Consider the following 26,891-nt stretch of genomic DNA (forward strand, 5'->3'; position numbering starts at 1 on the left):
CGAATAAACATCATCACTCACATCCTTCTTATACCTACTTAATTAATATATATGTCACAAATCTAAAAACCTGTACCCTACTTTTTCACTTTCTATATATAAACCCGAATGGCCATACACAAAAAGGGAGAAAATGACGTAGTATATAACAAAAAGTGGAAGCGAGTTGGTCAGCCCCGACAAGCATAAGACTAAGGCCAAAAAAGGTTGCTTTTTACCTTTATTGGCATTTGGCTTATGACCTCGAGGGGCTACTCGCTGGAACTAGACATCACGAAAATGCGGAAGCGAGTTAGTCAGCCCCGACAAGCATAAGACTAAGGCCAAGAACTCGGGCGTGCTAATCACATGAACTTTACAAAAATATGAAGGCAAGTGGTTCAACAGATAAGACCTAAGTAATAAATTATATGCCTTAACAATTTTTTACTATGTTTAATTTTTTTTATAAAGGGGAATTTTGTTCAATATCGAATCATATATAATTAATCCTCTTATTTCTTAAAAATAATTTATAGTAAAAGTTTTAATTATTTTATGAAATTTCCATTTTAGTTATTTTTATAGTAATTAAATCAATCGATAAGGAAAAGGTGATGAAATGGACTATTTAAATCACGATTTAGAAAAGACTGCATTATCGTTAATAGAAAAAAGAGGTGTTACGCTCGATGACATTGCTGATTTAGTTTACTTTTTACAGAGTAAATATCATGAAAATTTATCTTTGGATGAGTGTAAACACAATGTTGAGAGAGTCTTGACAAAACGTGAGATACAAAATGCCATCATTACTGGTATTGAATTAGATATCTTGGCAGAGCAAGATAAACTACAGGAGCCTTTGTTGGCTATTATCAAAAAAGATGAAGGCCTTTATGGTATTGATGAAATAATTGCCTTATCGATCGTAAATGTATATGGTTCAATTGGATTCACGAATTACGGATACATCGATAAATTAAAACCTGGAATTTTAGAAAGATTAAACGATAAATCTACAGGCTTAGTAAATACATTTTTAGATGATATTGTTGGAGCGATTGCAGCTGCTGCATCTAGCCGACTTGCTCATCGCGCAGCACATAAAAAGGCTGATCAAATTAAAGCTGAAAATGAATAAAAAAAATGAGTGGTCTCATAAGTCAATCTACTTTGAGACCACTTTTTCATTTGAAGTATCACAAAAACCCCACAAGTAAATAAATTACTAGTGGGGTTTTTTTATGTCTAGATGTTTCATTAAATATATTTAATCCACTCTTCTAATGAGTCAACTGAATATGTTGGTTGCGTTTCGTAATTTGACAACATATCCCTTGTCGTTACTCCAGTATGAACAATCAATGTGTCAACACCAGTATTAATCCCAGCCATAATGTCTGTATCATAATAATCACCAATCATTAATGTATCCTCTTTTGCAACCCCAAGAACTTTTAATGCTTGTTCCATAATAATTGATTCAGGTTTTCCAATAAAAATTGGTTTTACTGTAGTAGACACTGCAATAACAGATGTTAGTGAACCATTTCCAGGTAATAAACCTCTTTCAGTCGGAATCGCTATGTCGCCATTAGTAGAAATAAATGTTGCGCCATTTCTTACAGCTATACAAGCCTTTGCTAATTTCTCATAATTAATACTACGGTCTAAACCACTAATTACAAAATCAGGATTTTCATCTGTAATTGTTAAGCCAACTTCCTCTAAGGCATATTGTAAGCCCTCTTCACCGATCATATAAACAGTAGCATCTGCCTTTTGTTCTTTTATGTAATTTGCTGTGGCATTACTTGTTGTAAAGACCTGTTCTTTTGTAGTTGGAATATTAAAGGAATTAAGTTTATCAGCAACTTGTTCTGGTCTACGTGTAGAATTATTCGTTACAAAAAGGTATGGAATATTTTTTTCCTTCAGAGCCTTTATAAAAAGACTAGCTTCCTCAATTTGCTCCTCGCCACGATACATAGTTCCATCTAGATCAATTAAGTATCCTTTATATTGTTTCATATTGCCACTCCTTACTAGTCAGGCTGTTCTCTCGGTATTACAAGTAAAACAGCGTTAGAATCAAATTTTACATAGAAAAATTAAGATTATTTTTCCTCCTCACTACTAAAAGCATTAATTACTCCAAGTTCCTTATCAAGAAAAGCTTGAACCGCAACCGGGAATTCCTTATATGCTTCTATATTTTCGCTTAATGTCGTCACTATATTTTCTGTAATTGAAGATGTGTAATCTTGTAATAAATGTTTTCGAATTGGAATTAATTTTTTTATCGATTCTCCAGTTGATGCAGTAATAACTTTTTCATCCATTAGAATATCAACAATGTCATCATAACTTCCTGGGTCCCTCATTATAAAGCCATCAATCATTGTATTTCCAATATCTAACATACTGTCAATCAAAAGATGTGTCATTCTTTCCAAAGCTAATTCTTCTATTTTATTTTTTGGTTGGCTGTTTGACGCATAAAATTTAAGCATTGAATTTAAAATTTCAATTCGATCTAATATGTTTTGACGATTTACAAAGTACATATGTACACTTCCTTCTCAATTCTATCTTCTACATTTTATGGACTTATATTTATTTTATAGCTAAATTCGAAAAAAATCGACAAATGAAAGCGTTTCTTACCGATTTTTGTTATATTATATAGGTGAATATTTTTCTGGGGGTTGGACTTTTGGAGCGTGAATTAGCACTTGAGATTGTAAGAGTTACTGAAGCAGCTGCCCTTGCCTCTGCTCAATGGATGGGACGCGGTAAGAAAAATGAAGCTGATGACGCTGCTACTTCTGCAATGCGTTCGATGTTTGATTCAGTAAATATGGCAGGTACTGTAGTAATTGGTGAAGGTGAACTCGATGAGGCACCAATGCTTTATATAGGTGAGAAATTAGGAACTGGTAATGGACCAGAAGTAGACATTGCAGTTGATCCTCTAGAAGGAACTAATATCCTTGCAAAAGGCCATGCAAATGCAATGGCAGTAATCGCAATTTCTGATAAAGGTAACTTATTACATGCACCTGACATGTATATGGAAAAAATAGCTGTTGGTCCTCGTGCTGCTGGTAAAATATCATTAGATGATCCGATTGAAAAAACGATAGATATTATTGCTGAAGCAAACAATAAGCGTGTACTTGATTTAACCGTAATTATCCAAGAACGTCCTCGTCACGAGGAAATTATTGAACGAATACGTGAAAAAGGTGCTCGGGTTAAATTATTTGGTGATGGAGATGTCGGTGCTGTTATCGCTACAGCATTACCTCATACCGGAATTGATCTCTTTGTAGGTACTGGTGGCGCACCAGAAGGTGTTATAGCCGCTGCAGCGATAAAAGCCCTTGGCGGTGACATGCAAGCTCGATTAGTACCAATGAATAAAGAAGAAGAACTACGTTGTATGGATATGGGCCTTAATAACCCAAGACAATTATTAACATTAAATGATTTAGTAAAAGGTGACGATGCAATTTTTGCTGCTACAGGCGTTACTTCAGGTGAATTACTTGAAGGGGTTACTTTCTTAGGTGGAGACTTAGTCGAAACTCATTCAATAGTAATGAGAAGTAAAACGAAAACTGTGCGACATATTAAAGCACATCACCATTTAGGATACAAGCCAAATCTTATTTTAGTATAATGGAGGAATAAAAAAATGTCAGAACGTTTTTTCTTATATGATGACACTATTCAAGCAAAGACTCGTTTTGTAAGCTTTATGGGAGAAGAGCAAAGACATGATCTTGCTTTAGTATATTCTGATCGTCATTATGGCAAAGTTATGATTATGGATATGCAAAGTAATCGTTTTGCAATTATTGGTTCAGATGATTTAAAAGAAGAAGGTTACTTAGAATTCGCTTTCGGAATTTCTGAAGAAAAGGCAGCTGAATTATTAGATTTTCTAAGTGAAATTATTTTCTAATTTTTCGATCCTGTGGATAAATAATTTATTTTTACTAAATAATCTGAAAAAAAGTGGATAACTAAAAAGTTGTCCACTTTTTTTGTGATTAAGTCTTTAGTTATTCACATTTTTGTTGAAAGATTCAAACTTATCCACAAGGTTTTTATTCTTTTAAAAAATCAAAAAATATTTTATCCACAAAATTTGTTTATGTAAGATCAAACATCTTTCAATAAAATTCTTAGTGCTTCTCTTTTATAAACAAAAAAAAAATGAGGTTTCCCCCATCATTTCAGTGTATAGATAAAGTTCTATAAATTTGATTTCAGACTGATTACAAGCGTGTGTCTTTCCAGGCGCGAAGCCTGGCGAGGAGCGGAATTAACCTAAACGGTAATGAGCACCGCAGACAGGCGAAGCAACGAAGAAAGCGAGCGTTTGGCGGGCAGTCTGAAACGATGGGTATCCCCAGCGTTTAATTTTTTACTTTCTTAACTACAAAATATTTACATCCAAAATTACAATACTCATAAATATATTCACGTAATGTACTTATTTTTGAATCATATGGAACATTTTTTTGAGAATCATCAAAAAATCCTCTAAGTCTTAGTTGCTCATAGCCCCAATCCCCAACAATGTAATCATACTTTGAAAGGATCTCTGCATATCTCGCTTTAAAGGCTTCTTCATTGAATCCTTCACGGTAATCTTCAACTACTTCATAGCAAATATTCTGTATGCAAACCAATTTGTATTCTCCTTCCTTTTACTCCCATAAATATGTAACAAATATTTTGGCATACTAATTTTACATTGATTATTAAAAGGTGGTATTTAATATGCGCAAATATTTAGTTTGTTTATTAACCTTATTTTTATTAACAGGATGTTCATTCGGTCCGAGTCATTCGAGACAGTTCGATTATGAGGACGTAACATATAAAAATGAACATCGAACAAATCCAACACCTAAACAATTAAATACAAAGCCGATGGATTTAGGCGATGTAAATGCTAAAATGTCAAATAACTCTTACAAAGATTATGGCTTTTCTAGACTACAAAAGCAAGATGTTTTAGGTAAAGATGGTGAATATACTTTAACAATTGATAAACAAGAAGTATCAAAATTCATTTCTTATTTAGTTGTAAAGCTTCCTGATATAGACGATGCAGCTACACTAGTTACAGACCAAGAAGTATTGATTGCTTATCGATCAGATGGTGATAAATCATTAGCTAGAAAACAGGTTGAAAAAACTGCTCAGTCTGCACTTCCTAGTTACTATCATATCTTTACTTCAAATTCGATACAAAATATTAATAATATTGAGGACCTAAATAAATATGGTCAGCTTAATGATGGACAATTAGAGCAACAAATAAAGGATTTGGCTGAAGGTTTTGATGTGGATAAACAAAGTATGCATTTTGATCAGATTTCAAAGTAAAAAATAAAAGCACTAGCATAGGCTAGTGCTTTTTTATTATGCTTGTTTAGCAGCTTCTACTTGTTCGTCAGCATGGTATGATGAACGAACTAGAGGACCAGCCTCACAGTGTGAGAAACCTTTTCCTAAAGCAATTTCTTTTAGGGCTGCAAACTCGTCAGGAGTATAGTATTTTTTTACAGTTAAATGAGTTTTCGTTGGTTGTAAATATTGACCTAATGTAATGATATTTACACCTGCAGCACGTAAATCATCCATTGCTTCGTAAATTTGTTCATTTGTTTCACCTAATCCAAGCATGATGCTTGATTTTGTAGGGATGCTAGAGTTAATTTCTTTTGCTCTACGTAAAAATTCAAGTGATCTTTCATACGTAGCTCTTGCACGAACACGTGGAGTTAACTCTCTAACTGTTTCAATATTATGGTTCATAATATCTGGTTTTGCATCCATTAACATTTTTAGGTTTTCAAATTTCCCACCCATATCAGATGGTAAAACTTCAATTGTAGTAAATGGATTTGCTTTTCTAACTTCTCTAACAGTTTCTGCAAATACAGCTGCTCCACCGTCTCTTAAGTCATCACGAGCAACCGCTGTAATTACTACGTGCTTTAAATTCATTTGTGTTACTGATTCAGCAACACGAACTGGTTCTTGTAGATCAAGCTCAGTTGGTAAACCAGTTTTAACTGCACAAAAACGACATGCACGAGTACAAACCGCACCTAGGATCATAAATGTAGCTGTTTTTCTAACTGCCCAACATTCATGGATATTTGGACAACGTGCTTCTTCACAAACAGTGTGAAGATTTTTAGATCGCATCATTTTCTTTAATTCTGTGTAAGATTCATTTGTGTTTAATTTTATTTTTAGCCACTCGGGCTTTCTCAAATATTCTTCTTTTTTTGATGCCATTTGAAATTCCTCCAACGTTTATCGTTTACGACATATTTCATTTTCTCTTCCAATAGTTTATATATTACTACATTTTTCGCGGATATGAAAAACTTTCGTTTGATTATCTCTATTATCCCTATAATTTCCATTTATGAAAGTCGCTCCTTTAACCAAACTATATATGTAAATCAATTTAAAGGATGATGGATTTGAAAAAAATAATTGTACTTTTTTGTATGGTGGTTATCTTCATAATGCCATCATTTACAAATGCAGAAGAAAGCGATCAAGCTCAGCTTAATAAAGAACGAATGGCCTTATATAAAAAAGGTGAAACGCTAACTTTTATCCCTTGGTATTACTTTGCAGCTATAGATACTTATGAACGAAATGTACGGAGTGTAAGGAACGATATACCAAAACGCGAAAATGGGGTCCTTTCGATCTATATCAAACCAGAGGATTGGAGCGGCCTATCAAATCCGGTTAAGAAAGACACATACGCTCCTACTATCCATTTATTTAGCGGCATTGGTTTAGATGGGAATAACGATGGAAAAGCTTCATTAGAAGATGATGAGGATATTCTGTACACTTTCATTCATCGATTACATTTCTATGGCCCATCCAGGCAGTATATTCGAATGATGCTATGGGATTACTACCAAAGAGCAATAACTGTTGATATTATCGATGAATACGCAAGATTGTATCAATATTACGGAAAATTAAATATAGAAGGTAATGCCTTCCCATTACCAATTCGCAGTACACATAGTTATCGTAGTACATGGGGTGCACCTCGAAGCTTTGGTGGACGAAGAGTTCATGAAGGTACTGATATTTTTGCAAATTATGGTACTCCTGTAAGGTCTACATGCTATGGAGTTATTGAGACAAAGGGCTGGAATCGAATTGGAGGATGGAGAATCGGAATTCGAGACTTATATAATAATTATCATTACTACGCTCATCTAGGTGGCTTTAACAAAGACCTTCAAAGAGGGCAAGTAGTAGAGCCAGGAACACTTATTGGGTATGTTGGAAGTACTGGATATGGACCTCCAGGGACATCTGGAAAATTCCCTCCACATTTGCACTATGGTATTTACAAAGACAATGGTTATTCAGAGTGGTCTTTTGATCCTTATCCAAAATTACGTCTTTGGGAGCGTCAGGATAGAAGCAAATAAAGAAATCTCACCGATTGGCAAATTTCAGGTAAATTGAAACCATTAATGAGAAAAAGCAGACTAATCCTAGTGTACTAAGTTAGTCTGCTCTATTTTAAATTTATTTTTTTCCTTTTGTTGTTGATGGAATTTGTTGAGTATTTGGAGTAAATGGAATATAACTTGGAACTTCCCCATCGATAATTTCAGTAGCAATTGGGACTTCTACTTTCACCTTTGTTGATTTTGTACTAAACGGGATAATTACATTCATATTTACTTCTACATTCATAATAATTTCGACTACAGAATTATCAAATCCAAATGGCTTAACTTCTTGTGTAACATTAGCCACTGCATCACCAACTACAGAAAAGCGAACTGGTATAGTAGGTCCAAGTTTTCCTAAAAGTACTGTATTAGTAACGACCCCAATCGGTACTTTTAAATAAAGCCCCTCATGATCCGCCTTCATTTTCTTCATTTCTGCTTTTGATAAAGATAAAAATGATAAATCCCCATTTTCCACTCTACGTATATTTTCTTCAACATGCTTAGTAGTAGAACCAATTATTTTATTGATTAAATATGTATTCGTACTTATTATCGCCTTACCATTCTCATCAACATCCCGAATAATAATATTCTGCCCTTGCAGTTCCTTAGATGCTGATTCATACGCTTCATTGATCACTAAAGAAGCAATTCGTCTTGTTTGTTTCTCAGAATATTTTAAGATCGTCGGAGTAAAAATTTTATCAATTTCCCAAAAAGCATATAAGGAAAAAAATAATAGAACAATACAAATAACTACATATTTATTTGGAAATATATTACGAATTGTTTGTGTTATTTGAGTTGAATCAGTTTTAAATCCGCCAAAAGATTTTCTTTTTGAAACAAAGTATTTATTTTTTGGAACACGTCTGTACTTAAATCTCTTCATCGCATCCATGCCTCCTTACTAATGGGTATGCATGTCAATGCCTGTTCATTCTAATGGATTTGTACAATTCAAAATCGCTTTTTTTATTATTTGACCACACTCGATAATCTCTAATTTCAACTCATTATATAAATTCACTTCATAAGGAATACTTAATTTCCTTCCGTTTTCTTCAATTATCAGCACAACTGGACGATCTGTAGAAGCATCATTTTGTCTAAAAACGATTCCCTGTCTACCATCACTCAATCTTACTTGTAATCCCGTTGGATAAATGGTTAGTAGATCGCTAAATATGCTGATTAATTTAGCATCGTATAATTTATCCCTACCACTCATTAATAAAGTTAAACCTTCATGCGGGAGCATTGCTTGTCGATATACTCGATTTGAAGTAACAGCATCAAAAAAGTCGGCAATCCCAATAATCTTTGAGAAAAGATGCATCTCCTCACCACATAAACCTTTTGGATAGCCGCTCCCATTGATCCTTTCATGATGCTGTAATGCACAGTCCGCAACAATTGGATGAATAGAAGGTACTTGTTGTAGCATATCGTATCCAGCAATTGTATGTTGTTTAATGAAAGCATATTCATCTTCAGTTAAACGGTCCTGTTTATTTAAAATCTTTTTTGGTATGGCCATCTTCCCGACATCATGTAAAAGTGCACCCAATCCAAGTAAATTAAGTTGGATTTTACTTAAATCTAATGCCGTTCCAATTCCTAAAGAATACATAGCCACATTTAGAGAATGAGTAAAAAGATACTCATCATATAGTAATACGTCAATCAATAAAGATAAAACATCCTTCTGTTGCCATAATTCGTTTTGCAGTGATTTTATAATTTCTTTAAGCCTAGATGAGTTTTTTTCTAAAGATAGCCCTCTTAAATAAAGATCTTCGCTAATTAATTTAACAAAAGCATCTTCTATTTTTTTTGTGATTTCAGTGCGAAGTTCGTCTGAAATAATTGTCTTTCCCATTAAATCTGATGATTGAGCATGTACTAAAACAAATGGAATAGCTAATTTATGTATTCGATTAATCATCTCTTCTGTTAAAGGAATATTTGCATTAACGATCATTTCTCCATGTTCATTATAAACCGGTTTTCTTAAGATCGTACCTGGAACAAGTGTTGATGCTTCAACAACTCTCATTGTTTTCTCCTTAAACAATTTTTTAATTAAATATATGGCTCTTCATAACAGTTAATACTTTATAATAATCAATTTTTTTAGACTTCATTTTCATAAAAAGCCACTAAAAAAATTTAGTGGCTTTTTTTATATCATCTTTAATAATGCGTCTCTTCCAATCATTCCTTTTTGAATACCTAACTTTTCTGCTTCAACAGTAATGGATTCTAAAGGCGCATTTAATAATTCTTCTATTGTTTTTACACCAACTGCTCGGCCTGCAATAATTTGACGATCGCGCAATCTTTCATTTAATAAAGCTACATCTAATGCTCCGCACATAATATACCCGTTATCATTCATAACGACCAATAATGTAGTTTTTGGAAGTAAAACCGTAACAGCATTAAATGTATGATTATCTATTTTAATTGGGCTTAAATTGATCAAGTTCAACGCTCCTTTCTCATTCTAAAATATGAGAAAAAAACAAAAGTGTAACCTGTCTAATCTTGATAAATTTTATACATCTTTTAAAGCCGAAAATAAAACATCACGAATAAATTCAGGCATAAAAAATCTTTTATGACCAGCATCTCGAATTGTAGGAATTAAATGACCAAATGTAAATAAATCCAAAGTTCCGATCGCATACATTCGATTTAAATCTAACATTTCACCATTAATAAATAGATCCTCTTTTTTTAAATGCTTTTTCTTATCTTTATTAACAATCGTGATTCCATCGTAAACCATTTTTCCAATTACTTTCCCTCTAAATCCAAAACCTTTCATCTTTAAATGAGTCAACTCTTTATCTTCACAACGATTTAAAACATTTAGTAATTCCTTACCAGACAAATTAACGACACAAGGATTAATAGGATGTGGGCAAATCCGATGAATGTCACCCTTAGTAACAAGCCCTTTTGTTAAACCTTCAAGTAAAATACCGGAATTTAGTATACTAATATCTGATTTAGTCCATTGGCGAAGTGCATTTGCTAATAATTTCAGTAATGGACTATATTTAAACCAATTTACACCCATGTTATTCGGTAGTTGTGTCACTGGTTCATTTAAAATTTCTTTACTTAATCTCATTAAATTAGCCAACATCATTTTCGTCATTTCATCTTGGTAATATGTTGGGACTGTATGTACTTCAGTAACTGAAGCTTCAGTATTTATAATACTTTTCGTCTCTTTATTTACAGTAATTAAAACCTCGCCTAAATAGTTACCGTGTTTCCCTGTTCCACAAAGTAAAGTTTCACCAACATACTCTCCATTTGGAAATAAATGATGAGTATGTGCGCCTAAGATAATATCGACTCCTGAAAATTGTTCAGCAATTCTCTGATCGTCTCTCATACCTAAATGAGAAAGTATAATGACAATGTCTGATTGCGCTTTGACAATTGGCAATATGTTATTTAACATTTCAAACGGATCTCTTATACTCCATCCTAAAGTTTCATAAAACACAGGATAAGCGACTGTTAAACCAATTACTCCTAGCTTTACTCCATTTTTTTCATATATTTCAAAAGGCTTGCTGAAACTCTCGGTACCTTCATCTGAAATGTTTAAATTACCAACTAATACATCAAACTCTGCATCTTCATAAAGGTTTAACAACTCACCTTTTGATAAAGTAATTCCTTCATTATTTCCTATTGTAATCGCATCAAACTTTGCATCATTTAAAAGTTCCACATTTCCTTTTCCTAAAGTAGCCTCCGAAATTGGATGAAATCGATCAACGAAATCCCCAATATCAAAAGTAAGGGTGGCCTCACCTTTTCCTTTAGCTATCTCTCTTTTAGACTTTAACAAACCGACGATTGTTGGCCACGTTTCAAAGTGGCTATGAATGTCATTTGTATGGAACAACCGAATATTTATAGTTTGATTTGTTTCCATTGTTCCACCATCCTTTTTTAAATATTTTCTATAATTAATTTTATGCCATAAAATAACACAACTAACCTTAAAATTAATGCGATTGTTTCAGTTTTTAATTTTTGATTAATATATGCTCCAATTTTCCCACCAAACCATGCACCAGGAATAAGTAAAAGAATGTAATAGAAATTTACTTCTCCTAATGTTATGTATGAAATCGAGCTTCCAAGAGTCGTAAACATAACGACAAACATTGAAGTCGCAACAGCTAACTGAGGTGGAAAACCAAATAAAAACGCCATCATTGGTACTAACAATATTCCTCCACCAATTCCAAATAACCCCGAGATGATCCCGATACAAATAGACAAAGAAATCGCTAATGGAAGACTATAGCTATATGTATATGCCTCGCCTTTATCATTTGTATATGTTCGTATAATCCCTTTATGTACTTCCTTTGATTTTTTATTTAATTTTGAAGAAACAAATAGAAAGACTGATATACAGATTAAAAATATACCAAAAAATAAAGTAAAGCGCTCTGTATTTAAAAGCGAATTGAGGTATGTACCTAGTAAGCTACCAGGAACACTACCTATTAAAAATAAAATACCACTCTTATAATCGATTCGTTTTTGCTTATGGTACGAAAGGGTGGATGAAAGTGAAGAAAACACAATTGTAATTAGTGAAGTTCCAACTGCAACATGGATTGGTACAGTCGAAAAAGCGGATAAAAAGTGATCAATATTCAGTAGCATTGGAACAATAATAATTCCTCCGCCTAAACCAATCAATGATCCGACTGTTCCTGCAGCAAGCCCTATACTGATGAGTATAAGAATTTGTAGAATGATATCCAACCTAAATTTCTCTCCTTTTTAAATACACTAAAAATCTATTTTCTCTTTAATTTACATAATAGTTTAACATAAAAAAACTCGGATTTCCCCGAGTATAATTAATACCTTTTTATAAACACTGGCTATTATTTTAATATACTTAAATTTGCAATCCAAGGTCCTACGTCAGTTTTGTATCTTTTTGCCATCACTCTTGTAATTTGAGTTATATGGGTCAGATCATGTACGACGAAAGTGGATAATAATTCTCTTAATTTAACAGGGCCCAAGTCAGGATGAATCCCTTCTAATTCTAGATGATTATTAGGGTCCACTAATAATTGTAGTTTTTTAATATTTTCAGTTCTTAAATTCTTAAATTCAAGCAGTCTTTCTTCTATTGATTTCTCATGTTTTTCATTTAAATGCGAAAAACGATCGAATGGCGGGAAATGGTTGTTTCCTTCTTTGTTAAGCATGCAGTTCAACCTTGTAATCCAATTTGTTTTTTCGCACTCAATTAGATGGTCGATTACTTCAGAAACATTCCAGGTTCCTTCACCTTCATTACAGTTTAACCAAGATTCAGATAAACCCGATAAAAGGGACTCTAATGATTTAGGTGTTCTTTCTAAAACTTCAATCGCTTCTTTAAAGTTAAAATTCATTAAAAACACTCCTCCATTTAAATTAAAATTCTGAGAAAGCCTTCTATAAATACAGTTAAATTTTACCATAAATAGCTACTTTAAATTAGATAAGCAATTAAATTTATTAGAACAAAAAGAGAAGTAAAGACTAAAAGTTCCAGCCTATGATGGAATCGAATTAACATTAACTATAATCCTTGCGATTTCAACTATTCTCATAGTTAGTTGTGAAAATGTGAAGTTTAAAAGGGAAAAAAATAATGATCTTCATTAGCTTAATTAAACCACTATATTTAGTGTCTTATTTTTTTTTAGAACATTTTACTACAGGCTGTATACATCATCTTACTATAAACTCAATCATTCAAGTGTCGATTACAAAAGTACACATCGTTTTAGACATCCATGCGGTACTTTTACTTGAATCTGGTGCATGTAAAAAATTTGTTTCACAACGTATAGACCATAAAACAATTAACACTACTGCAGAAACATATTTAGATATTCCTGAAAAAATAGAAGAAGACGAACTTCAAAAGTTCGTCTCCACTATAAACTCTATTAACCAATTGAACCTTCCATCTCGAATTTAATCAGACGGTTCATTTCAACTGCGTATTCCATTGGTAATTCTTTTGTAAATGGCTCAATGAAGCCCATTACGATCATTTCTGTAGCTTCTTGCTCAGAAATACCACGGCTCATTAAGTAGAATAATTGCTCTTCAGATACTTTTGAAACTTTCGCTTCGTGCTCAAGAGAAATATTATCGTTTAAGATTTCGTTGTATGGAATTGTATCAGAAGTTGATGCATTATCCATAATTAACGTATCACACTCGATATTTGAACGTGATCCAGCTGCTTTACGACCAAAGTGTACGATACCACGGTACGTTACTTTACCACCATGTTTAGAAATTGATTTCGAAACAATTGTAGAAGAAGTATTTGGAGCTAAGTGAATCATTTTAGCACCAGCATCTTGGTGTTGTCCTTTACCAGCAATTGCAATAGAAAGTGTAAGGCCACGAGCACCTTCACCTTTAAGGATTACTGCTGGGTATTTCATTGTTAATTTTGAACCAATGTTTCCATCGATCCATTCCATTGTTGCGTTCGCTTCACAAACAGCACGCTTCGTAACTAGGTTGAATACGTTATTCGCCCAGTTTTGAATTGTTGTATATCGGCAGTATGCATCCTTTTTAATGATGATTTCTACTACTGCAGAGTGAAGTGAGTTTGTTGTATAAACAGGAGCAGTACATCCTTCAACATAATGTACGTGTGCACCTTCGTCAGCGATAATTAATGTACGCTCAAATTGACCCATATTTTCTGAATTAATTCGGAAATATGCTTGTAATGGCGTATCAACTTTAACACCTTTTGGTACGTAGATGAATGATCCACCAGACCAAACAGCTGAGTTTAATGCAGAAAATTTGTTATCTGTTGGCGGAATTACTTTTCCAAAGTGCTCTTTGAAAATTTCTTCATGCTCACGTAACGCTGTGTCTGTATCAGTAAATAAGATTCCAAGATCAGTTAAATCTTGTTTCATGCTGTGGTAAACTACCTCAGACTCATACTGTGCAGATACACCTGCTAAATACTTTTGTTCTGCTTCAGGAATACCTAATTTATCAAATGTATTTTTGATTTCTTCAGGTACTTCATCCCAAGATTTTTCTGTTTTCTCTGATGGCTTTACATAGTAAGTAATTTCATCAAAGCGTAAATCAGACATGTCTCCACCCCATTGAGGCATTGGCATATCATAAAAATGTTGTAAAGATTTTAAACGGAAATCTAACATCCATTGTGGTTCATTTTTCATGCGTGAAATTTCTTCAACGATTTCTTTTGTTAATCCACGTTCCGAACGGAAGATCGATACGTCACGGTCATGAAAACCATATTTATAATCACTAATATCTGGCAAATTAGTAGACATTTTTCTTGCTCCCTTCTAATAGAAGAGGAAGATTAAATCTCAGATGTTACTCTGACTTTAATCCCTTCTCCATCGCTTTCCATGCAAGTGTTGCACATTTAATTCGTGCTGGAAACTTTGAAACACCTTGAAGTGCTTCAATATCATCTAAATCAATTGATTCATCATATTCTTTTCCAAGCATCATATCTGAAAATATTTGAGCAAGCTGTAAGGCTTCCTCTATTTTTTTACCTTTAATTGCGTGAGTCATCATTGAAGCTGACGCCATTGAAATTGAGCATCCTTCACCGTCAAAACGAGCATCTGATACAATTCCATCATCAACCTTTAAACGAAGTTCAATGCGATCACCACAAGTAGGGTTATTCATGTTTATTGTTACATCGTTTTCTGATATTGCCCCTACCCCTTTGTTACGAGGGTTTTTATAATGATCCATTATTACGCGACGATATAATGCATCTAGATCAATGTTTCGATTAATAGACATCGCTGAAATACTCCTTCGTTTTAACTAATCCTCTTACAAAAGCATCTACATCTTCTTTTGTATTATAAAGATAAAAACTTGCACGAGCAGTAGCAGATACCTTTAACCATCTCATTAATGGCTGAGCACAATGATGGCCAGCTCGAACAGCAATACCTTCTACATCTAATACAGTTGCAACATCATGTGGATGCACATCTTCCACATTAAACGTTACTAATCCTGCACGATGCTTCGGACCATAGATTGTTACTCCTTTTACAGTAGATAACTGTTCAAGTGCATAATTCGCAATCTCATGTTCATGCTTTTCGATATTATCCATACCGATTTCAGTTAAGAAATCAATAGCAGCGCCTAAACCAACTGCACCAGCAATGATTGGCGTTCCACCTTCAAATTTCCATGGTAGTTCTTTCCAAGTAGAATCTTGTAAGTCAACGAAATCAATCATTTCCCCACCAAATTCAATAGGTTCCATGTTTTCAAGAAGATGTTTTTTACCATAAAGTACACCAATACCCGTAGGAGCACACATTTTATGACCAGAAAATGCGTAGAAATCGCAATCTAAGTCTTGAACGTCGACCTTCATATGTGGAGTACTTTGTGCACCATCAACAAGCATGATAGCTCCATTTTGATGAGCAATTGCTGCAATCTCTTTAACAGGGTTAATTGAACCAAGTACATTTGAAACGTACATAATCGCAACTATTTTTGTATTTGAGTTAATTGTAGCTTTTGCTTGCTCAACGCTGATTGAACCATCTTCTTCTAACGGTATATATTTTAATGTTGCACCAGTAGCTTTAGCGACCTGTTGCCAAGGAATAATGTTACTGTGATGTTCCATATAAGAAATCACAATTTCATCTCCAGCTTTTAAGTTCGTTCTTCCGTAGCTAGCAGCAACTGTATTAATTGCAGTAGTTGTACCTCTAGTAAAAATAATCTCTTCAATTGATGATGCATTAATAAATTTACGTACTTTATCACGAGCTCCCTCGTATGCATCAGTAGCTTTTGTTCCTAGAGTGTGTACACCTCTGTGAACGTTAGAATTATATTCTTTATAGTAGTTAGCAACAGCTTCTATTACTTGAACAGGTTTTTGTGAAGTTGCAGCACTATCCAGATATACTAAAGGATGTCCATTTACTTCTTGATTTAATATCGGAAAGGCTTCACGGATTGCTTTAACATCCATTACTTAACCTTCCTCTCAATTACATCTACAAGCATTTTTTTAACTTCTTCAATTGGTAATTCCGAAACTACAGGTGCTAAGAATCCGTGAATAACTAAGCGCTCTGCTTCTTTCTTCGGAATACCGCGACTCATTAAGTAGTACAGTTGAGTTGGATCTACTTTACCAACTGAAGCAGCGTGACCTGCCATAACATCGTTTTCATCAATTAATAGAATTGGGTTCGCATCTCCACGAGCTTTTTCACTAAGCATTAATACACGTGAAGTTTGTTGTGCATTAGACTTAGAAGCGCCGTGTTCAATTTTCCCAATACCATTAAAGATTGAAGTAGCAGAATCTTTTGATACACCATGTTTTAAGATCCAACCTTCAGATCCTTTACCAAAGTGAGTAATGTTTGTTGTAAAGTTTTGAGTTTGCTCACCACGGCCTACAGTAACCATTTTCATGTCACCGAAAGAACCGTCTCCAACTAGGTTTGTAACATTTTCGAAAACTGAGTTTCCATCGTTCATAAGGCCAAGTGCCCACTCGATTTTGCTATCGCGACCAGCATGACCACGACGAACAACATAAGCAGTAACACCTTTTGCTAAAGTATCAACAGCACCATAACGAACTTTTGCATTATCTAATGTAATTACTTCTGTAATAACGTTAACAACAGCCGCATCTAAATCAGCAGATGTAGAAACATAGTTTTCAACATAAGTAACTTCACTGAATGCATCTGCAACAACAAGTACGTGGTTATATGCAGGTACGTTTTCGCCATCTACTACGAAAATAGATTGGATTGGTTTTTCTAATACTACATTTTTAGGAATGTATAAGAACGCTCCACCATTTACTAACGCTGCATGTAAAGCGATTAATTTATTTTCATCGACTTTTACAGCCTCTGTCATAAAATATTTTTTCACAAGATCTTCATGATCTTTAATCGCTGTGTGTAAATCTACGAATACTACACCTTTTTCTTTTGCTTCAGAAGAAAGAGAGTGATATACAGCAGATCCATTATATTGTACATAAACTGATTGATCAGTGTCTTCATTCATTAAAGATGTTACTGATTCTGGTAATTGATCTTTTGTAGGAACATTTCCAGCTGTAACATTAAATTCTTTTCCAAAGAAATCCCATTTAGAGATATTTGTTTTATCTGGCTTTGGAAGAGAAAGTGATTCAGCTTTTGCTAGTGCATTTAAACGGAACTCTGTGAAATATGCAGGTTCATTTAGCAGTGCAGAAAGCTGCTTAACTGTTTCTTGACTAAATGGAATTGTAGTACCAGTTGTCATGAGAATCCCTCCTATCCGATTAAGCTTCTTGCCCAACAGTCTCGTCTTCGATACCTAACTCTTGTTTAATCCAGTCATATCCTTCAGCTTCTAAACGAGCAGCTAATTCAGGACCACCTGATTTTACAATACGACCTTGCATCATAACGTGAACGAAGTCAGGAGTAATGTAGTTTAATAAACGTTGGTAGTGAGTGATGATTAAGCAACCAAACTCTTCTCCACGCATTTCGTTAACACCTTTAGATACTACTTTTAATGCATCGATATCTAAACCTGAGTCAATTTCGTCAAGAATAGCAATTTTAGGTTGGATCATCATCATTTGAAGAATCTCATTACGTTTTTTCTCTCCACCTGAGAAACCTTCATTTAAGTAACGTTGAGCCATTTCTGGATCCATTTCTAAGAATTCCATGTTTTTATCTAATGTACGGATAAATTTCATTAATGAAATTTCATCGCCTTCTTCGCGACGTGCATTCACTGCAGAACGTAAGAAATCTGCGTTTGTTACACCGCTAATTTCACTTGGGTATTGCATAGCAAGGAAAAGACCAGCTTGAGCGCGCTCATCAACTTCCATTTCTAAAACATCATTGCCATCAAGCTCGATGCTACCACCGATTACTTCATATTTAGGATGACCCATAATAGCAGAAGATAAAGTTGATTTACCTGTACCATTTGGTCCCATGATTGCGTGAATTTCTCCACCTTTTACTTCAAGGTTTACACCTTTTAAAATTTGCTTTCCTTCAATTGCTACTTGAAGGTCTTTTATTTTTAATGTAGAAGCTCCCATTTTACACCCTCCATATATTACATAAAAATTCTATAAAATAGAAAATGGCTATTTTAAGTTCATTCTCATTTTATTCTCATTCTAATCTTAAAGCAATTAAAAAGTATTTTCAAGTTGTGCACTATTTTACCAAAAAAGTTTTATTACGTGTAACTTTTTTTCACAAATAAAGAATAAATAGAGATACTATATATATAGGAAATAAAATATCTAATATCACAACTAAAAAAGAGGGGAATTTAATGTCTAAAACAACTAAACTTTCGCCAGATCAACAAAAATTTGCGATTAATCAACTACAAACATATTTCTTACAAGAAAGAGACGAAGAATTAAGTGAATTAAGTTCAATGTTGCTATTAGACTTTATTTCACAAAAACTTGGACCTATGTTTTATAATAAGGGAGTTGAAGACTCACAAAGATTTATGTCCGAACGAGTTGAAGATCTTTACGCTTTATTATTAAAAGAACAGATTGAAGATTAAGTTGTTTTAGTAAACTTCTTTGCTTTTAGTTTTTAACTACCTTTAGCACACACTTTATTAATCGTACATACTCACTTTTAGATTATTCAATATTTATATAGTTGTTCAACTTATTCTTATATTGTTAAAACAAATGAATGTTTTCATGCAGACTCTACCATTATTTACGAAAAAGCTTTGTTTCATTATTAAATTATCAAATAAATAAAGAAAAGAACCTTTTGCATAATAATGAAGGTTCTTTTCTTTACGTTGTTCAAAACAATCTTGTCAATTAGCTATCAAATTTTCGCAAAAGGAGTAAAGTGATGTTGATTTCCATTACGGATGCTCGCTTTCCATGGGGCGAGATTCTTTAGCCTCCTCGGCAAGCCTGTGGGGTCTTTAGCCTTCCCGCTTATCCCATAGGAGTCGAGCATACCTCCATTCCAATCAACTAATTCATCAAAAAAAGTTTACGATAAAAACCTAATCAAATAACTTTTACTTAGAGTAAAATAACAATGTCAATTAAGAATGAACATTAATTTATAAACTAATTAATTGGACTTATTTTTCTAAAAAATAGCTCAAAATATTTTTAACTACTGAAAAAAAACATTACAAGTGTTTGTTGGAATAATAAAATTGCTCAAAACATATTAACTTTTAAAACTAATAATAGATCATCCAAAAATGATTATTTAATCATAATGAATGTACAAATAATGTACATTATCCCTATTGAACGTTTTATATTCCAATACTCTGAAAAGAACCTTTATTAAAATGAAGGTTCTTTTTTTCAGTTTTTATTATTGATAAACCTGTACAGGTATAAAGACTTCAGGCATGCCAGCAGCATATGCAGCTACTTCATATTCTTTAAAGATTAATTTAATTCCTGCGTGGTCAAATGCCCATAATCGGTTTTTGTCGTTTAAGTCAATTTCGTTAGGAGATTTTATTAATACATATCCTTTATATTTCTTTTGTAATTGCTGATAAGCATATTCTTGGACCGATTTTGTATTTTCATTTATTAACTTAGATAGTGGAACTACATCACCAGTTTTCACGTCAAAATTAAATGTAGTACCCATTGTCATCCCATGTGCCCCACCTGTATATGAATACTCATTATAAATAAAACTCAATTTATCAAGATTATTGTATAGTACTTTATAAGTAAAAACAGATTCATAAGGTCTCCACGGTCCTTGGCTAGCATCCCATTTTGTCTTAGCTTCTTTCTCGTCTTCTAATAGCTTTAAACGATTACTATTCGCTAAATCAGCACCTTGTTTTAAGATACTATTGATCTTTTGTTGTGCGGTTGAATTAGATGCTCCACTTATTTGTGGATACTTAATCGGTGCATCATTTAGTTTTTGTTCAGTAATTTTAATATGTCGAGGTAATGAGTTTTCATTGATTTGATCTTTATTATCCGCATTAACAAATTTAATAGTTCCCAAATTAATACTGCTAGTCATTATGATTAATAAGAAATAATATAGAAATTTTTTCACTAGACTCCTCCTATTTTCTTTATCAAAAAATAGTATGAGTATCTTTTAAATTATTTATGAAATATTTTATAAGAGTCTAGATTCTTACAATCGAACAGCAAACTGTTCTCAACTCATTTTGTTAACTAGTTTAAATAAGTTCATAGCTATGTCAAAAGTGTTTGGTTTCATCTTTTGACTATTAGAAAACACAATTACATATATTTTCGAAACTGGATCGAATATATTCATACAACTAATACCTGGAACTACCCCATGATTGTATAAATACTTTCCTTTATTATAAATTCCATATGCATAATGATTTTGATACGGCTTAATAAATTGAGTAAAACTTTTCCCCAAAATAAGTTTATTCGAAATAAGTGCCTCGTCCATTTTTTGTATTCCTGAAACCGTTGAATAAATATCTCCACAGCCCAATAAATAGTTAAAATTCGGGATTTGTAATTGCTTCGGATCATTTTTAGTTTGTATTAATGAATAACCTAGTGCGTGATTCCTTTTTTTATAAAAATCATTACCTTGTCCAATTTCAGTCATATTCGCTTTATCGAAAATATGTGTTTTTATATATTCTCCATAAGGAATTCCAGTTACTTTTTCAATAACGTAAGCAAGTAAAATATAATTTGTGTCATTGTAATCCCATTTGTTTAACGGTTTATAGTTAGCATTTAACTTAACTATTTTCTTTATTAAATCAGATGATGAAATCGGATTAAATAACTCTTTTTGTCTCTTTACCCCTGAAGTATGTGAAATCAAATGAAATAATGTTAATTTTGACCCATTTGGAAAGTCCGGTATATATTTTGAAATCGGATCGTTAAACGATATTTTGCCTTCTTCTTTTAATTGCATTAACAACGTTGAAACAAAAAATTTAGAAATTGAACCGATTGGATAATACGTATTTGCTGTGTTCCGTAACTGATTTGGGATATCTCGATAACCGTATCCTTTATTAAGGATATTTTGTTCATTCTTCCTAACAAGAACCACTCCGTTAAAATGAATTTGCTGCAAGTAGCGATCAATCTCTCTAGCATTATTATTTTGATCATTCGTAATATCAACTTTATTCATCGTAGAGTGATTTGAAACTGTCACTGTAGAGTGATTCGAAATTGTCACTTTCGACTGGTTTTTATTCCAGATAAAACTACAATAAGGAGATATTATTAAAACAGATAAGAAACTAGGTATCAATAACAAATAAATTTTCTTCATTAATTCACCAATCCCTCATAGTGATGGGCCAAGAGGATTTTCCTATATTCCCTTTTTCCCATTTTTTTTACGTTCCCCTAATTACTGTTCATTCTTTATGATCCAATCACCTACTATCTTAAAGCTACCGTACCCAAAACTTTTTTAGATTTTGAACTAAAAACAATAGTTCACTTCACTAACTTATCCTAATTGTATTAACAATCTTGTCCATTAATCTTTAGAATTTAATTAAAAAAAATTTACTAAACCTTTAATAACTTATTATCTGTCTGTAATTTTAAAAGGTGTTTGGTTAATTTTTCATCTTTTTTTCGGTGTTATAATACGTCTAGCTAAAAATTAAGAAAGGTGAAAACAAATGGGTAAAATCCATATTTTCCGTTCAAAGACTTTAAGATTTTTATTTTATACTGCGTTTTATTTATCAATTTTACTTGCACTACTCTACTTATATGGATTTAAAGATTCATTTACAGGGACCTTTATATATAACGATTTTTAGGACGTGAACTGATGAATTCAATTATTGAACAAATAGATTATTGGGCAATTAACACCCCAGACACTATCGCATTTCAAAATAGTGATTATTCGTTAACATATAAAACTTTAAAGCATCAATCAGATGCGATTGCTAGCTGGATGATTAGAAATAATTATACGAATAAACCCATTATTGTGTATGGACACATGCAGGCAGAAATGATTTCTATTTTCTTAGGAAGTGTAAAAGCAGGTTGTGCTTATATTCCCGTTGATGAGTCTATTCCGTTTGAAAGACTCAAAAAAATGATTACAAATTCTGGAGCAACTTTATTAATTACACCAAAAGAAATTACTTTAGAGTTTGAATCCATTAAAATCATAAATTTTGGAGAACTACAGAAGATTATCGATTCTACAAATCTAGTCAAATCTATAACTGATTTCTATGTTAAAGACGAGGAAACATTTTATATAATCTATACTTCTGGTAGTACTGGAGATCCAAAAGGTGTACAAATTACTGAAAAAAACTTACGTAGTTTTACCGATTGGATATTGAAGGATTTTAATATCCAAAAAGGACAACGCTTTTTAAATCAAGCTCCTTTCTCTTTTGATTTATCAGTAATGGATTTATATCCATCTTTATTATCGGGTGGCACACTCATCGCTGTTGAAAAATCTTTGATTGAGCGACCAAAAGCATTATTCGATTATTTAATGGAAAGTGATATTGAGGTTTGGACTTCTACACCTTCATTTATAGAGATGTGTATGATGAATCCAAATTTCAGCGAATTGTTACTACCAAACTTAAAGACTTTTCTTTTCTGTGGTGAAGTACTATCGAATAATAGTGCTAAACAGCTTTTATCTAGATTTCCTAAAGCAGAGATTTATAATACTTACGGTCCAACAGAAGGAACAGTTGCTGTAACATTCGTCCAGATTAATGAGGAAGTCATAAACCAATATTCCCCATTACCGATTGGAACACCGAAAGACGATACATTTATCTACATTATGGATGTATTGGGGAACCCACTTCCAGATGGAGAAACAGGGGAAATTATTATAGCTGGTCCAAGCGTTAGTAAAGGGTATCTTAATAATCAGTTAAAAACTGATGCAGCCTACTATCAAATAAATGGCATGCGAGCCTATAAAACAGGTGATTCTGGTTACTTTGATCACGGACTTTTGTTCTATAAAGGTAGGATCGATTTCCAAGTAAAACTACACGGTTATCGAATTGAAATTGAGGACATTGAAAATAACATTAGAAGATTACCATTAGTCCATTCTGCAGTTATTTTACCGGAGATGAAGGATGGTAAGTGTATAGATTTACATTGCTTAGTAGTCGTTAAAGAACACGATTTCGAAAAGGAATATCATTTAACACGTTTTTTAAAACAAGAATTAAACAAATATATGCCTACTTATATGATTCCAAGAAAATTTAGTTATTTACAAACTTTACCAATGACGACGAACGGTAAAGTTGATCGAAAAAAATTATTGGAGCAAACTTACCAATGATTCCATACAGTAGTTTTACGTTTTTCGGTGTTTTATTTGTTCTGCTAATTCCAGCCGTCATATTAGGGTTTTTAGGAAGAAGATCAACTAACTACACGACATTTCTTTCTTTTGTGTTTTTATTATTAGTCTTTTCCTCTTCTAAAATACAATCACTCTATCTAGTTGCTTATATAATTTGGGTAGTTATTTTAATAAAAGGTTATAGTGTTTATCGGAAGAATGCAAACCATTCAACTGTTTATTACTTAAGTGTTTTTCTATCAATTTTACCTTTATTGATTGTAAAGATTTCACCGATTTTTGAAAGTACTACACTTGTAGGCTTTTTAGGAATTTCCTATTTAACATTTAAAGCAACACAAGTTATTATTGAAATTCGCGACAACAGTATAAAGGAAATAAAGATTGTTGATTTCTTGAAGTTTTTATTATTTTTTCCAACGATCTCTTCTGGACCAATTGATCGTTTTAGGAGATTTCAACAGGATTGTCAAAAAAAGCTAACGGCTATTGAATACAAGGAGTATTTTCAAATTGGTGTTCATAAAATTTTTATTGGTTTTCTCTATAAATATATAATTGGTTATTTAATTAACGTTCATATACTTGAAACACAGTTTGCATTAGGGCATACTTTTGTCTCAAATCTAACGTATATGTATGCATATAGTCTGTACTTATTTTTTGATTTTGCTGGTTATAGTGCATTTGCAATTGGCGTTAGTTATTTAGTAGGCATTAAAACACCTGAAAACTTTAATATGCCATTCATCAGTCGGAATATAAAAGACTTTTGGAATCGTTGGCATATGAGCCTATCATTTTGGTTTCGTGACTATGTATATATGAGAATGGTATTCTTACTGACTAAGAAAAAAATGATTAAGAATAGAAGAAGTATTTCTTATATCAGTTACACTACCTTATTTTTACTAATGGGTGCATGGCACGGGATCCAAATAAATTACCTACTTTATGGTTTATACCAAGCCTTATTGATGTGTAGTTTTGATTGGTTTGAACAATTCAATAAGAAAAAAAAGTTTTGGAAAAATAATAAATTAACACATGTATTAGCGGTTATTATTACATTCCATTTTATTTGTTTCGGATTTTTAATATTTTCAGGACATCTAGTTAACTAAAGGAGAATTAGTATAATGGAAAATTTAAGAGCAGAAGTTTTAAAAATTTTAGCAGATTTATGTAATACAGATGAAGTGATTGAAAACCCAGATATTTTGATTTTTGAAGAAGGGTTATTAGATTCATTTGGAACAGTTAGCTTATTAGTTGAAATCGAAGAACAAATCGGTATCAATGTGACGATTTCTGACTTCGATCGCGAGGAGTGGGCAACACCAAATAAAATCATTTCGATTTTAGAGGCTAGAAAATGAAAAAAGTTCAATTTTTTGGGATGATAACAGCTATTTTCATTTTTTTACTAGCTTTGTATCTTCCAAATTCTTTTTACGAACTATTTATTACAAAAGAACGATTAAATAATACAGCAGCATCTTTAAACCCTGAAACATTTCAAGGGACCCTGCTTCAAGATAAAATGTTAAAAGACCCAAAATTCCTACCTATTTTTGGGTCTTCAGAACTTGCTAGAAGAGACCCCTTCCATCCTTCTAGAATTTTTATGGGAGAAAAAAATGAATTTACTCCTTATCTAATTGGTCGAGGGGGATCACAAAGTCTCGTTCATTTTCTTGACTTAGCATCTTTAGGTGATGGAATAAAAAATAGAAAAATTGTGTTTGTTTTATCTCCACAGTGGTTTATTCCACATGGCATTGACGATACTCATTTTTCACCTAATTATTCTGCGCTTCAAACTTATTCATTCGTTTTTAATAATTCAATTGATATTTCAGTAAAGAGACAAATTGCAAAGAGACTTTTAACGCTATCAATTATCAAAAAAGACTCTTTATTAGTTACCCAATTAAATGCTTTTATTTCAAATAGCAAAAAAATCAAGTTCAAGGCTATGGCTGAAAAACCATTAGCTTACACATATTTAAAAATACTTGAAAAGAAAGATCTTTTTGATACCGTTATAATGGATCCAGATAAAAACTTCCGATTAAAAAAATCAAAATATGAAGATTTATCCTGGGATCGGGTAGCTCAAGTTGCCGATAAAATTGGCAAAAGTGAGTCAACTTCTAACCATTTCGGTATAATTAATAAATACTATATAAAACACATTCAAAATCGTCTTCCAGCTTTAAAAAATTATAAACGAAATAGTAACTATGGTGTATCACCAGAATATGATGACCTTCAAATGGTATTAGCATTATTAAAAAAAGAGCACACAAAAGCGTTGTTTATTTCTGTTCCAGTAAATGGACCATGGTATGATTACGCTGGATTTCCTAAAGAAGGTAGAGACGTTTATTACAAAAAAGTAAAAAAACAAATTGAAGATGCTGGATTCCAAGTAGCTGATTTTTCTTCACATGAATACGATGAGTTTTTCCTAAAAGATACAATTCACTTAGGCTGGAAGGGCTGGGTATACGTAGATCAATCTTTAAATAAGTTTTATTCAGTAAATCGTACTCCCCCTACTGCAAGTTTAAATCATAGATATTAAAGAAAAAAGCAGACTAATCTCTGCTTTTTTTACGCTGTTGAAAAAGAGTCCTTTCAATTAATTTTCAAATTTTCGTAAAAGGGGTAGAGTGATGTTGATTTCCATTACAGGATGCTCGCTTTCCATGGGGCGAGATTCTTTAGCCTCCTCGGCGAGCCTGCGGGGTCTTTAGCCTTCCCGCATATCCCATAGGAGTCGAGCATCCCTCCATTCCAATCAACTAATTCATCAAAAAAAGTTTGCGATAAAAACCTTATTAAAATCCTTTACTTGGTGTAACAT

General features: G+C 32.8%; 29 protein-coding genes. 12 read left to right on the top strand and 17 right to left on the bottom strand.

All coding sequences use genetic code 11. The features are described 5' to 3' along the window. The first annotated feature begins 601 nt into the window (after positions 1–601). A complete protein-coding gene (locus CN946_RS10360) occupies positions 602–1,123 on the top strand; it encodes a phosphatidylglycerophosphatase A family protein (RefSeq protein ID WP_098428639.1) in 522 nt (173 codons plus the stop codon). A gap of 119 nt (positions 1,124–1,242) precedes the next feature. Here the strand turns inward: CN946_RS10360 and CN946_RS10365 are convergent, their stop codons facing one another. Further along, entirely contained in the window at positions 1,243–2,013 is a 771-nt protein-coding gene (locus tag CN946_RS10365; protein ID WP_098861050.1) for a TIGR01457 family HAD-type hydrolase, read from the bottom strand. Between the two features lie 86 nt (positions 2,014–2,099). Beyond that, positions 2,100–2,549, bottom strand: coding sequence for a DUF86 domain-containing protein (locus CN946_RS10370; RefSeq protein WP_098861051.1), 450 nt, complete (start codon positions 2,547–2,549; stop codon positions 2,100–2,102). 149 nt (positions 2,550–2,698) lie between these two features. Here CN946_RS10370 and glpX point away from each other — a divergent pair, with 149 nt between their 5' ends. Together glpX and CN946_RS10380 are read left to right on the top strand one after the other, a co-directional pair. After that, positions 2,699–3,667 carry a class II fructose-bisphosphatase gene (gene glpX / locus CN946_RS10375; protein ID WP_098861052.1) on the top strand — a complete coding sequence of 323 codons (969 nt, stop codon included), beginning with the start codon at positions 2,699–2,701 and terminating at the stop codon, positions 3,665–3,667. Positions 3,668–3,682: 15 nt separating this feature from the next. Beyond that, entirely contained in the window at positions 3,683–3,952 is a 270-nt protein-coding gene (locus tag CN946_RS10380; RefSeq protein WP_025672291.1) for a DUF3055 domain-containing protein, read from the top strand. 457 nt (positions 3,953–4,409) lie between these two features. Here CN946_RS10380 and CN946_RS10385 read toward each other — a convergent pair whose 3' ends face one another. Further along, positions 4,410–4,685 carry a YutD family protein gene (locus tag CN946_RS10385; protein ID WP_056468720.1) on the bottom strand — a complete coding sequence of 92 codons (276 nt, stop codon included), beginning with the start codon at positions 4,683–4,685 and terminating at the stop codon, positions 4,410–4,412. A 91-nt stretch (positions 4,686–4,776) separates the two neighbouring features. On the opposite strand from CN946_RS10385, the gene CN946_RS10390 reads away from it, so the two are divergent. Then, positions 4,777–5,388, top strand: coding sequence for a YhcN/YlaJ family sporulation lipoprotein (locus CN946_RS10390; RefSeq protein WP_098861053.1), 612 nt, complete (start codon positions 4,777–4,779; stop codon positions 5,386–5,388). Positions 5,389–5,424: 36 nt separating this feature from the next. Here CN946_RS10390 and lipA read toward each other — a convergent pair whose 3' ends face one another. Beyond that, positions 5,425–6,309 (bottom strand): lipoyl synthase, encoded by an 885-nt coding sequence (gene lipA, locus CN946_RS10395; RefSeq protein ID WP_098861054.1) that lies wholly within the window; start codon positions 6,307–6,309, stop codon positions 5,425–5,427. Positions 6,310–6,494: 185 nt separating this feature from the next. Here lipA and CN946_RS10400 point away from each other — a divergent pair, with 185 nt between their 5' ends. After that, complete coding sequence (locus CN946_RS10400; protein ID WP_098861055.1) at positions 6,495–7,484, top strand: M23 family metallopeptidase; 990 nt, start codon at positions 6,495–6,497, stop codon at positions 7,482–7,484. Positions 7,485–7,584: 100 nt separating this feature from the next. Here the strand turns inward: CN946_RS10400 and yunB are convergent, their stop codons facing one another. The 6 genes from yunB to CN946_RS10430 form a co-directional block, all read right to left on the bottom strand. Continuing rightward, positions 7,585–8,409, bottom strand: a complete 825-nt coding sequence (yunB, locus tag CN946_RS10405) for a sporulation protein YunB (protein ID WP_176547289.1) — start codon at positions 8,407–8,409, stop codon at positions 7,585–7,587. Between the two features lie 45 nt (positions 8,410–8,454). After that, on the bottom strand, positions 8,455–9,576 hold the full coding sequence (locus CN946_RS10410; RefSeq protein WP_098861057.1) for an HD-GYP domain-containing protein: 1,122 nt from the start codon (positions 9,574–9,576) through the stop codon (positions 8,455–8,457). 126 nt (positions 9,577–9,702) lie between these two features. Next, positions 9,703–10,005, bottom strand: coding sequence for a YunC family protein (locus CN946_RS10415; RefSeq protein WP_069034827.1), 303 nt, complete (start codon positions 10,003–10,005; stop codon positions 9,703–9,705). Between the two features lie 72 nt (positions 10,006–10,077). Further along, the gene (locus tag CN946_RS10420; RefSeq protein ID WP_098861058.1) at positions 10,078–11,481 is read right to left on the bottom strand and encodes a bifunctional metallophosphatase/5'-nucleotidase; all 1,404 of its coding nucleotides are present in this window, start codon (positions 11,479–11,481) and stop codon (positions 10,078–10,080) included. A gap of 17 nt (positions 11,482–11,498) precedes the next feature. Then, entirely contained in the window at positions 11,499–12,320 is an 822-nt protein-coding gene (locus tag CN946_RS10425; protein ID WP_098861103.1) for a sulfite exporter TauE/SafE family protein, read from the bottom strand. 134 nt (positions 12,321–12,454) lie between these two features. After that, complete coding sequence (locus CN946_RS10430) at positions 12,455–12,976, bottom strand: DinB family protein (RefSeq protein ID WP_098861059.1); 522 nt, start codon at positions 12,974–12,976, stop codon at positions 12,455–12,457. Between the two features lie 242 nt (positions 12,977–13,218). On the opposite strand from CN946_RS10430, the gene CN946_RS10435 reads away from it, so the two are divergent. Continuing rightward, the gene (locus CN946_RS10435) at positions 13,219–13,551 is read left to right on the top strand and encodes a hypothetical protein (protein WP_286133899.1); all 333 of its coding nucleotides are present in this window, start codon (positions 13,219–13,221) and stop codon (positions 13,549–13,551) included. On the opposite strand, the gene sufB is transcribed toward CN946_RS10435, so the two are convergent. Genes sufB through sufC form a run of 5 tightly spaced genes read right to left on the bottom strand, consistent with a single transcriptional unit; the run spans position 13,520 to position 18,732 of the window. Beyond that, positions 13,520–14,917 (bottom strand): Fe-S cluster assembly protein SufB, encoded by a 1,398-nt coding sequence (gene sufB, locus CN946_RS10440; RefSeq protein ID WP_098861060.1) that lies wholly within the window; start codon positions 14,915–14,917, stop codon positions 13,520–13,522. The two genes, CN946_RS10435 and sufB, sit on opposite strands and share 32 nt — an antisense overlap. A 46-nt stretch (positions 14,918–14,963) precedes the next feature. Beyond that, entirely contained in the window at positions 14,964–15,410 is a 447-nt protein-coding gene (sufU, locus tag CN946_RS10445; RefSeq protein ID WP_098428627.1) for a Fe-S cluster assembly sulfur transfer protein SufU, read from the bottom strand. After that, positions 15,400–16,620 carry a cysteine desulfurase gene (locus tag CN946_RS10450; RefSeq protein ID WP_098861061.1) on the bottom strand — a complete coding sequence of 407 codons (1,221 nt, stop codon included), beginning with the start codon at positions 16,618–16,620 and terminating at the stop codon, positions 15,400–15,402. Before CN946_RS10450 ends, sufU begins: the two co-directional genes overlap by 11 nt. Further along, complete coding sequence (gene sufD / locus CN946_RS10455) at positions 16,620–17,927, bottom strand: Fe-S cluster assembly protein SufD (RefSeq protein WP_098861062.1); 1,308 nt, start codon at positions 17,925–17,927, stop codon at positions 16,620–16,622. The genes CN946_RS10450 and sufD overlap by 1 nt, the downstream gene beginning before the upstream one ends. A gap of 19 nt (positions 17,928–17,946) precedes the next feature. Then, positions 17,947–18,732: a Fe-S cluster assembly ATPase SufC gene (gene sufC, locus CN946_RS10460; protein WP_091023520.1), complete on the bottom strand. Its 786-nt coding sequence runs from the start codon at positions 18,730–18,732 to the stop codon at positions 17,947–17,949. Between the two features lie 242 nt (positions 18,733–18,974). Here sufC and CN946_RS10465 point away from each other — a divergent pair, with 242 nt between their 5' ends. Then, positions 18,975–19,220: a DUF2164 family protein gene (locus tag CN946_RS10465; protein ID WP_098861063.1), complete on the top strand. Its 246-nt coding sequence runs from the start codon at positions 18,975–18,977 to the stop codon at positions 19,218–19,220. Positions 19,221–20,014: 794 nt separating this feature from the next. Here CN946_RS10465 and CN946_RS10470 read toward each other — a convergent pair. Both CN946_RS10470 and CN946_RS10475 read right to left on the bottom strand, forming a co-directional pair. After that, the gene (locus CN946_RS10470) at positions 20,015–20,731 is read right to left on the bottom strand and encodes a DUF3298 and DUF4163 domain-containing protein (protein WP_098861064.1); all 717 of its coding nucleotides are present in this window, start codon (positions 20,729–20,731) and stop codon (positions 20,015–20,017) included. Between the two features lie 108 nt (positions 20,732–20,839). Beyond that, positions 20,840–21,964, bottom strand: a complete 1,125-nt coding sequence (locus tag CN946_RS10475; protein ID WP_098861065.1) for a serine hydrolase domain-containing protein — start codon at positions 21,962–21,964, stop codon at positions 20,840–20,842. Between the two features lie 361 nt (positions 21,965–22,325). Between CN946_RS10475 and dltX the strand changes: the two genes are divergently transcribed. The 5 genes from dltX to dltD are packed head-to-tail and all read left to right on the top strand — an operon-like array spanning position 22,326 to position 26,609. Then, positions 22,326–22,469 carry a teichoic acid D-Ala incorporation-associated protein DltX gene (gene dltX / locus CN946_RS10480; RefSeq protein ID WP_082459405.1) on the top strand — a complete coding sequence of 48 codons (144 nt, stop codon included), beginning with the start codon at positions 22,326–22,328 and terminating at the stop codon, positions 22,467–22,469. A gap of 11 nt (positions 22,470–22,480) precedes the next feature. Next, entirely contained in the window at positions 22,481–23,995 is a 1,515-nt protein-coding gene (gene dltA, locus CN946_RS10485; RefSeq protein WP_098861066.1) for a D-alanine--poly(phosphoribitol) ligase subunit DltA, read from the top strand. After that, a complete protein-coding gene (gene dltB, locus CN946_RS10490; RefSeq protein ID WP_098861067.1) occupies positions 23,992–25,143 on the top strand; it encodes a D-alanyl-lipoteichoic acid biosynthesis protein DltB in 1,152 nt (383 codons plus the stop codon). Before dltA ends, dltB begins: the two co-directional genes overlap by 4 nt. A 15-nt stretch (positions 25,144–25,158) precedes the next feature. Next, positions 25,159–25,398 carry a D-alanine--poly(phosphoribitol) ligase subunit 2 gene (gene dltC / locus CN946_RS10495; protein WP_098428619.1) on the top strand — a complete coding sequence of 80 codons (240 nt, stop codon included), beginning with the start codon at positions 25,159–25,161 and terminating at the stop codon, positions 25,396–25,398. Then, the gene (dltD, locus tag CN946_RS10500) at positions 25,395–26,609 is read left to right on the top strand and encodes a D-alanyl-lipoteichoic acid biosynthesis protein DltD (protein ID WP_098861068.1); all 1,215 of its coding nucleotides are present in this window, start codon (positions 25,395–25,397) and stop codon (positions 26,607–26,609) included. The genes dltC and dltD overlap by 4 nt, the downstream gene beginning before the upstream one ends. Positions 26,610–26,891 lie beyond the last annotated feature (282 nt).

Source organism: Bacillus sp. AFS053548 (genome assembly GCF_002575105.1).
In the GTDB taxonomy this organism is placed as follows: Bacteria; Bacillota; Bacilli; order Bacillales; family Bacillaceae_G; genus Gottfriedia.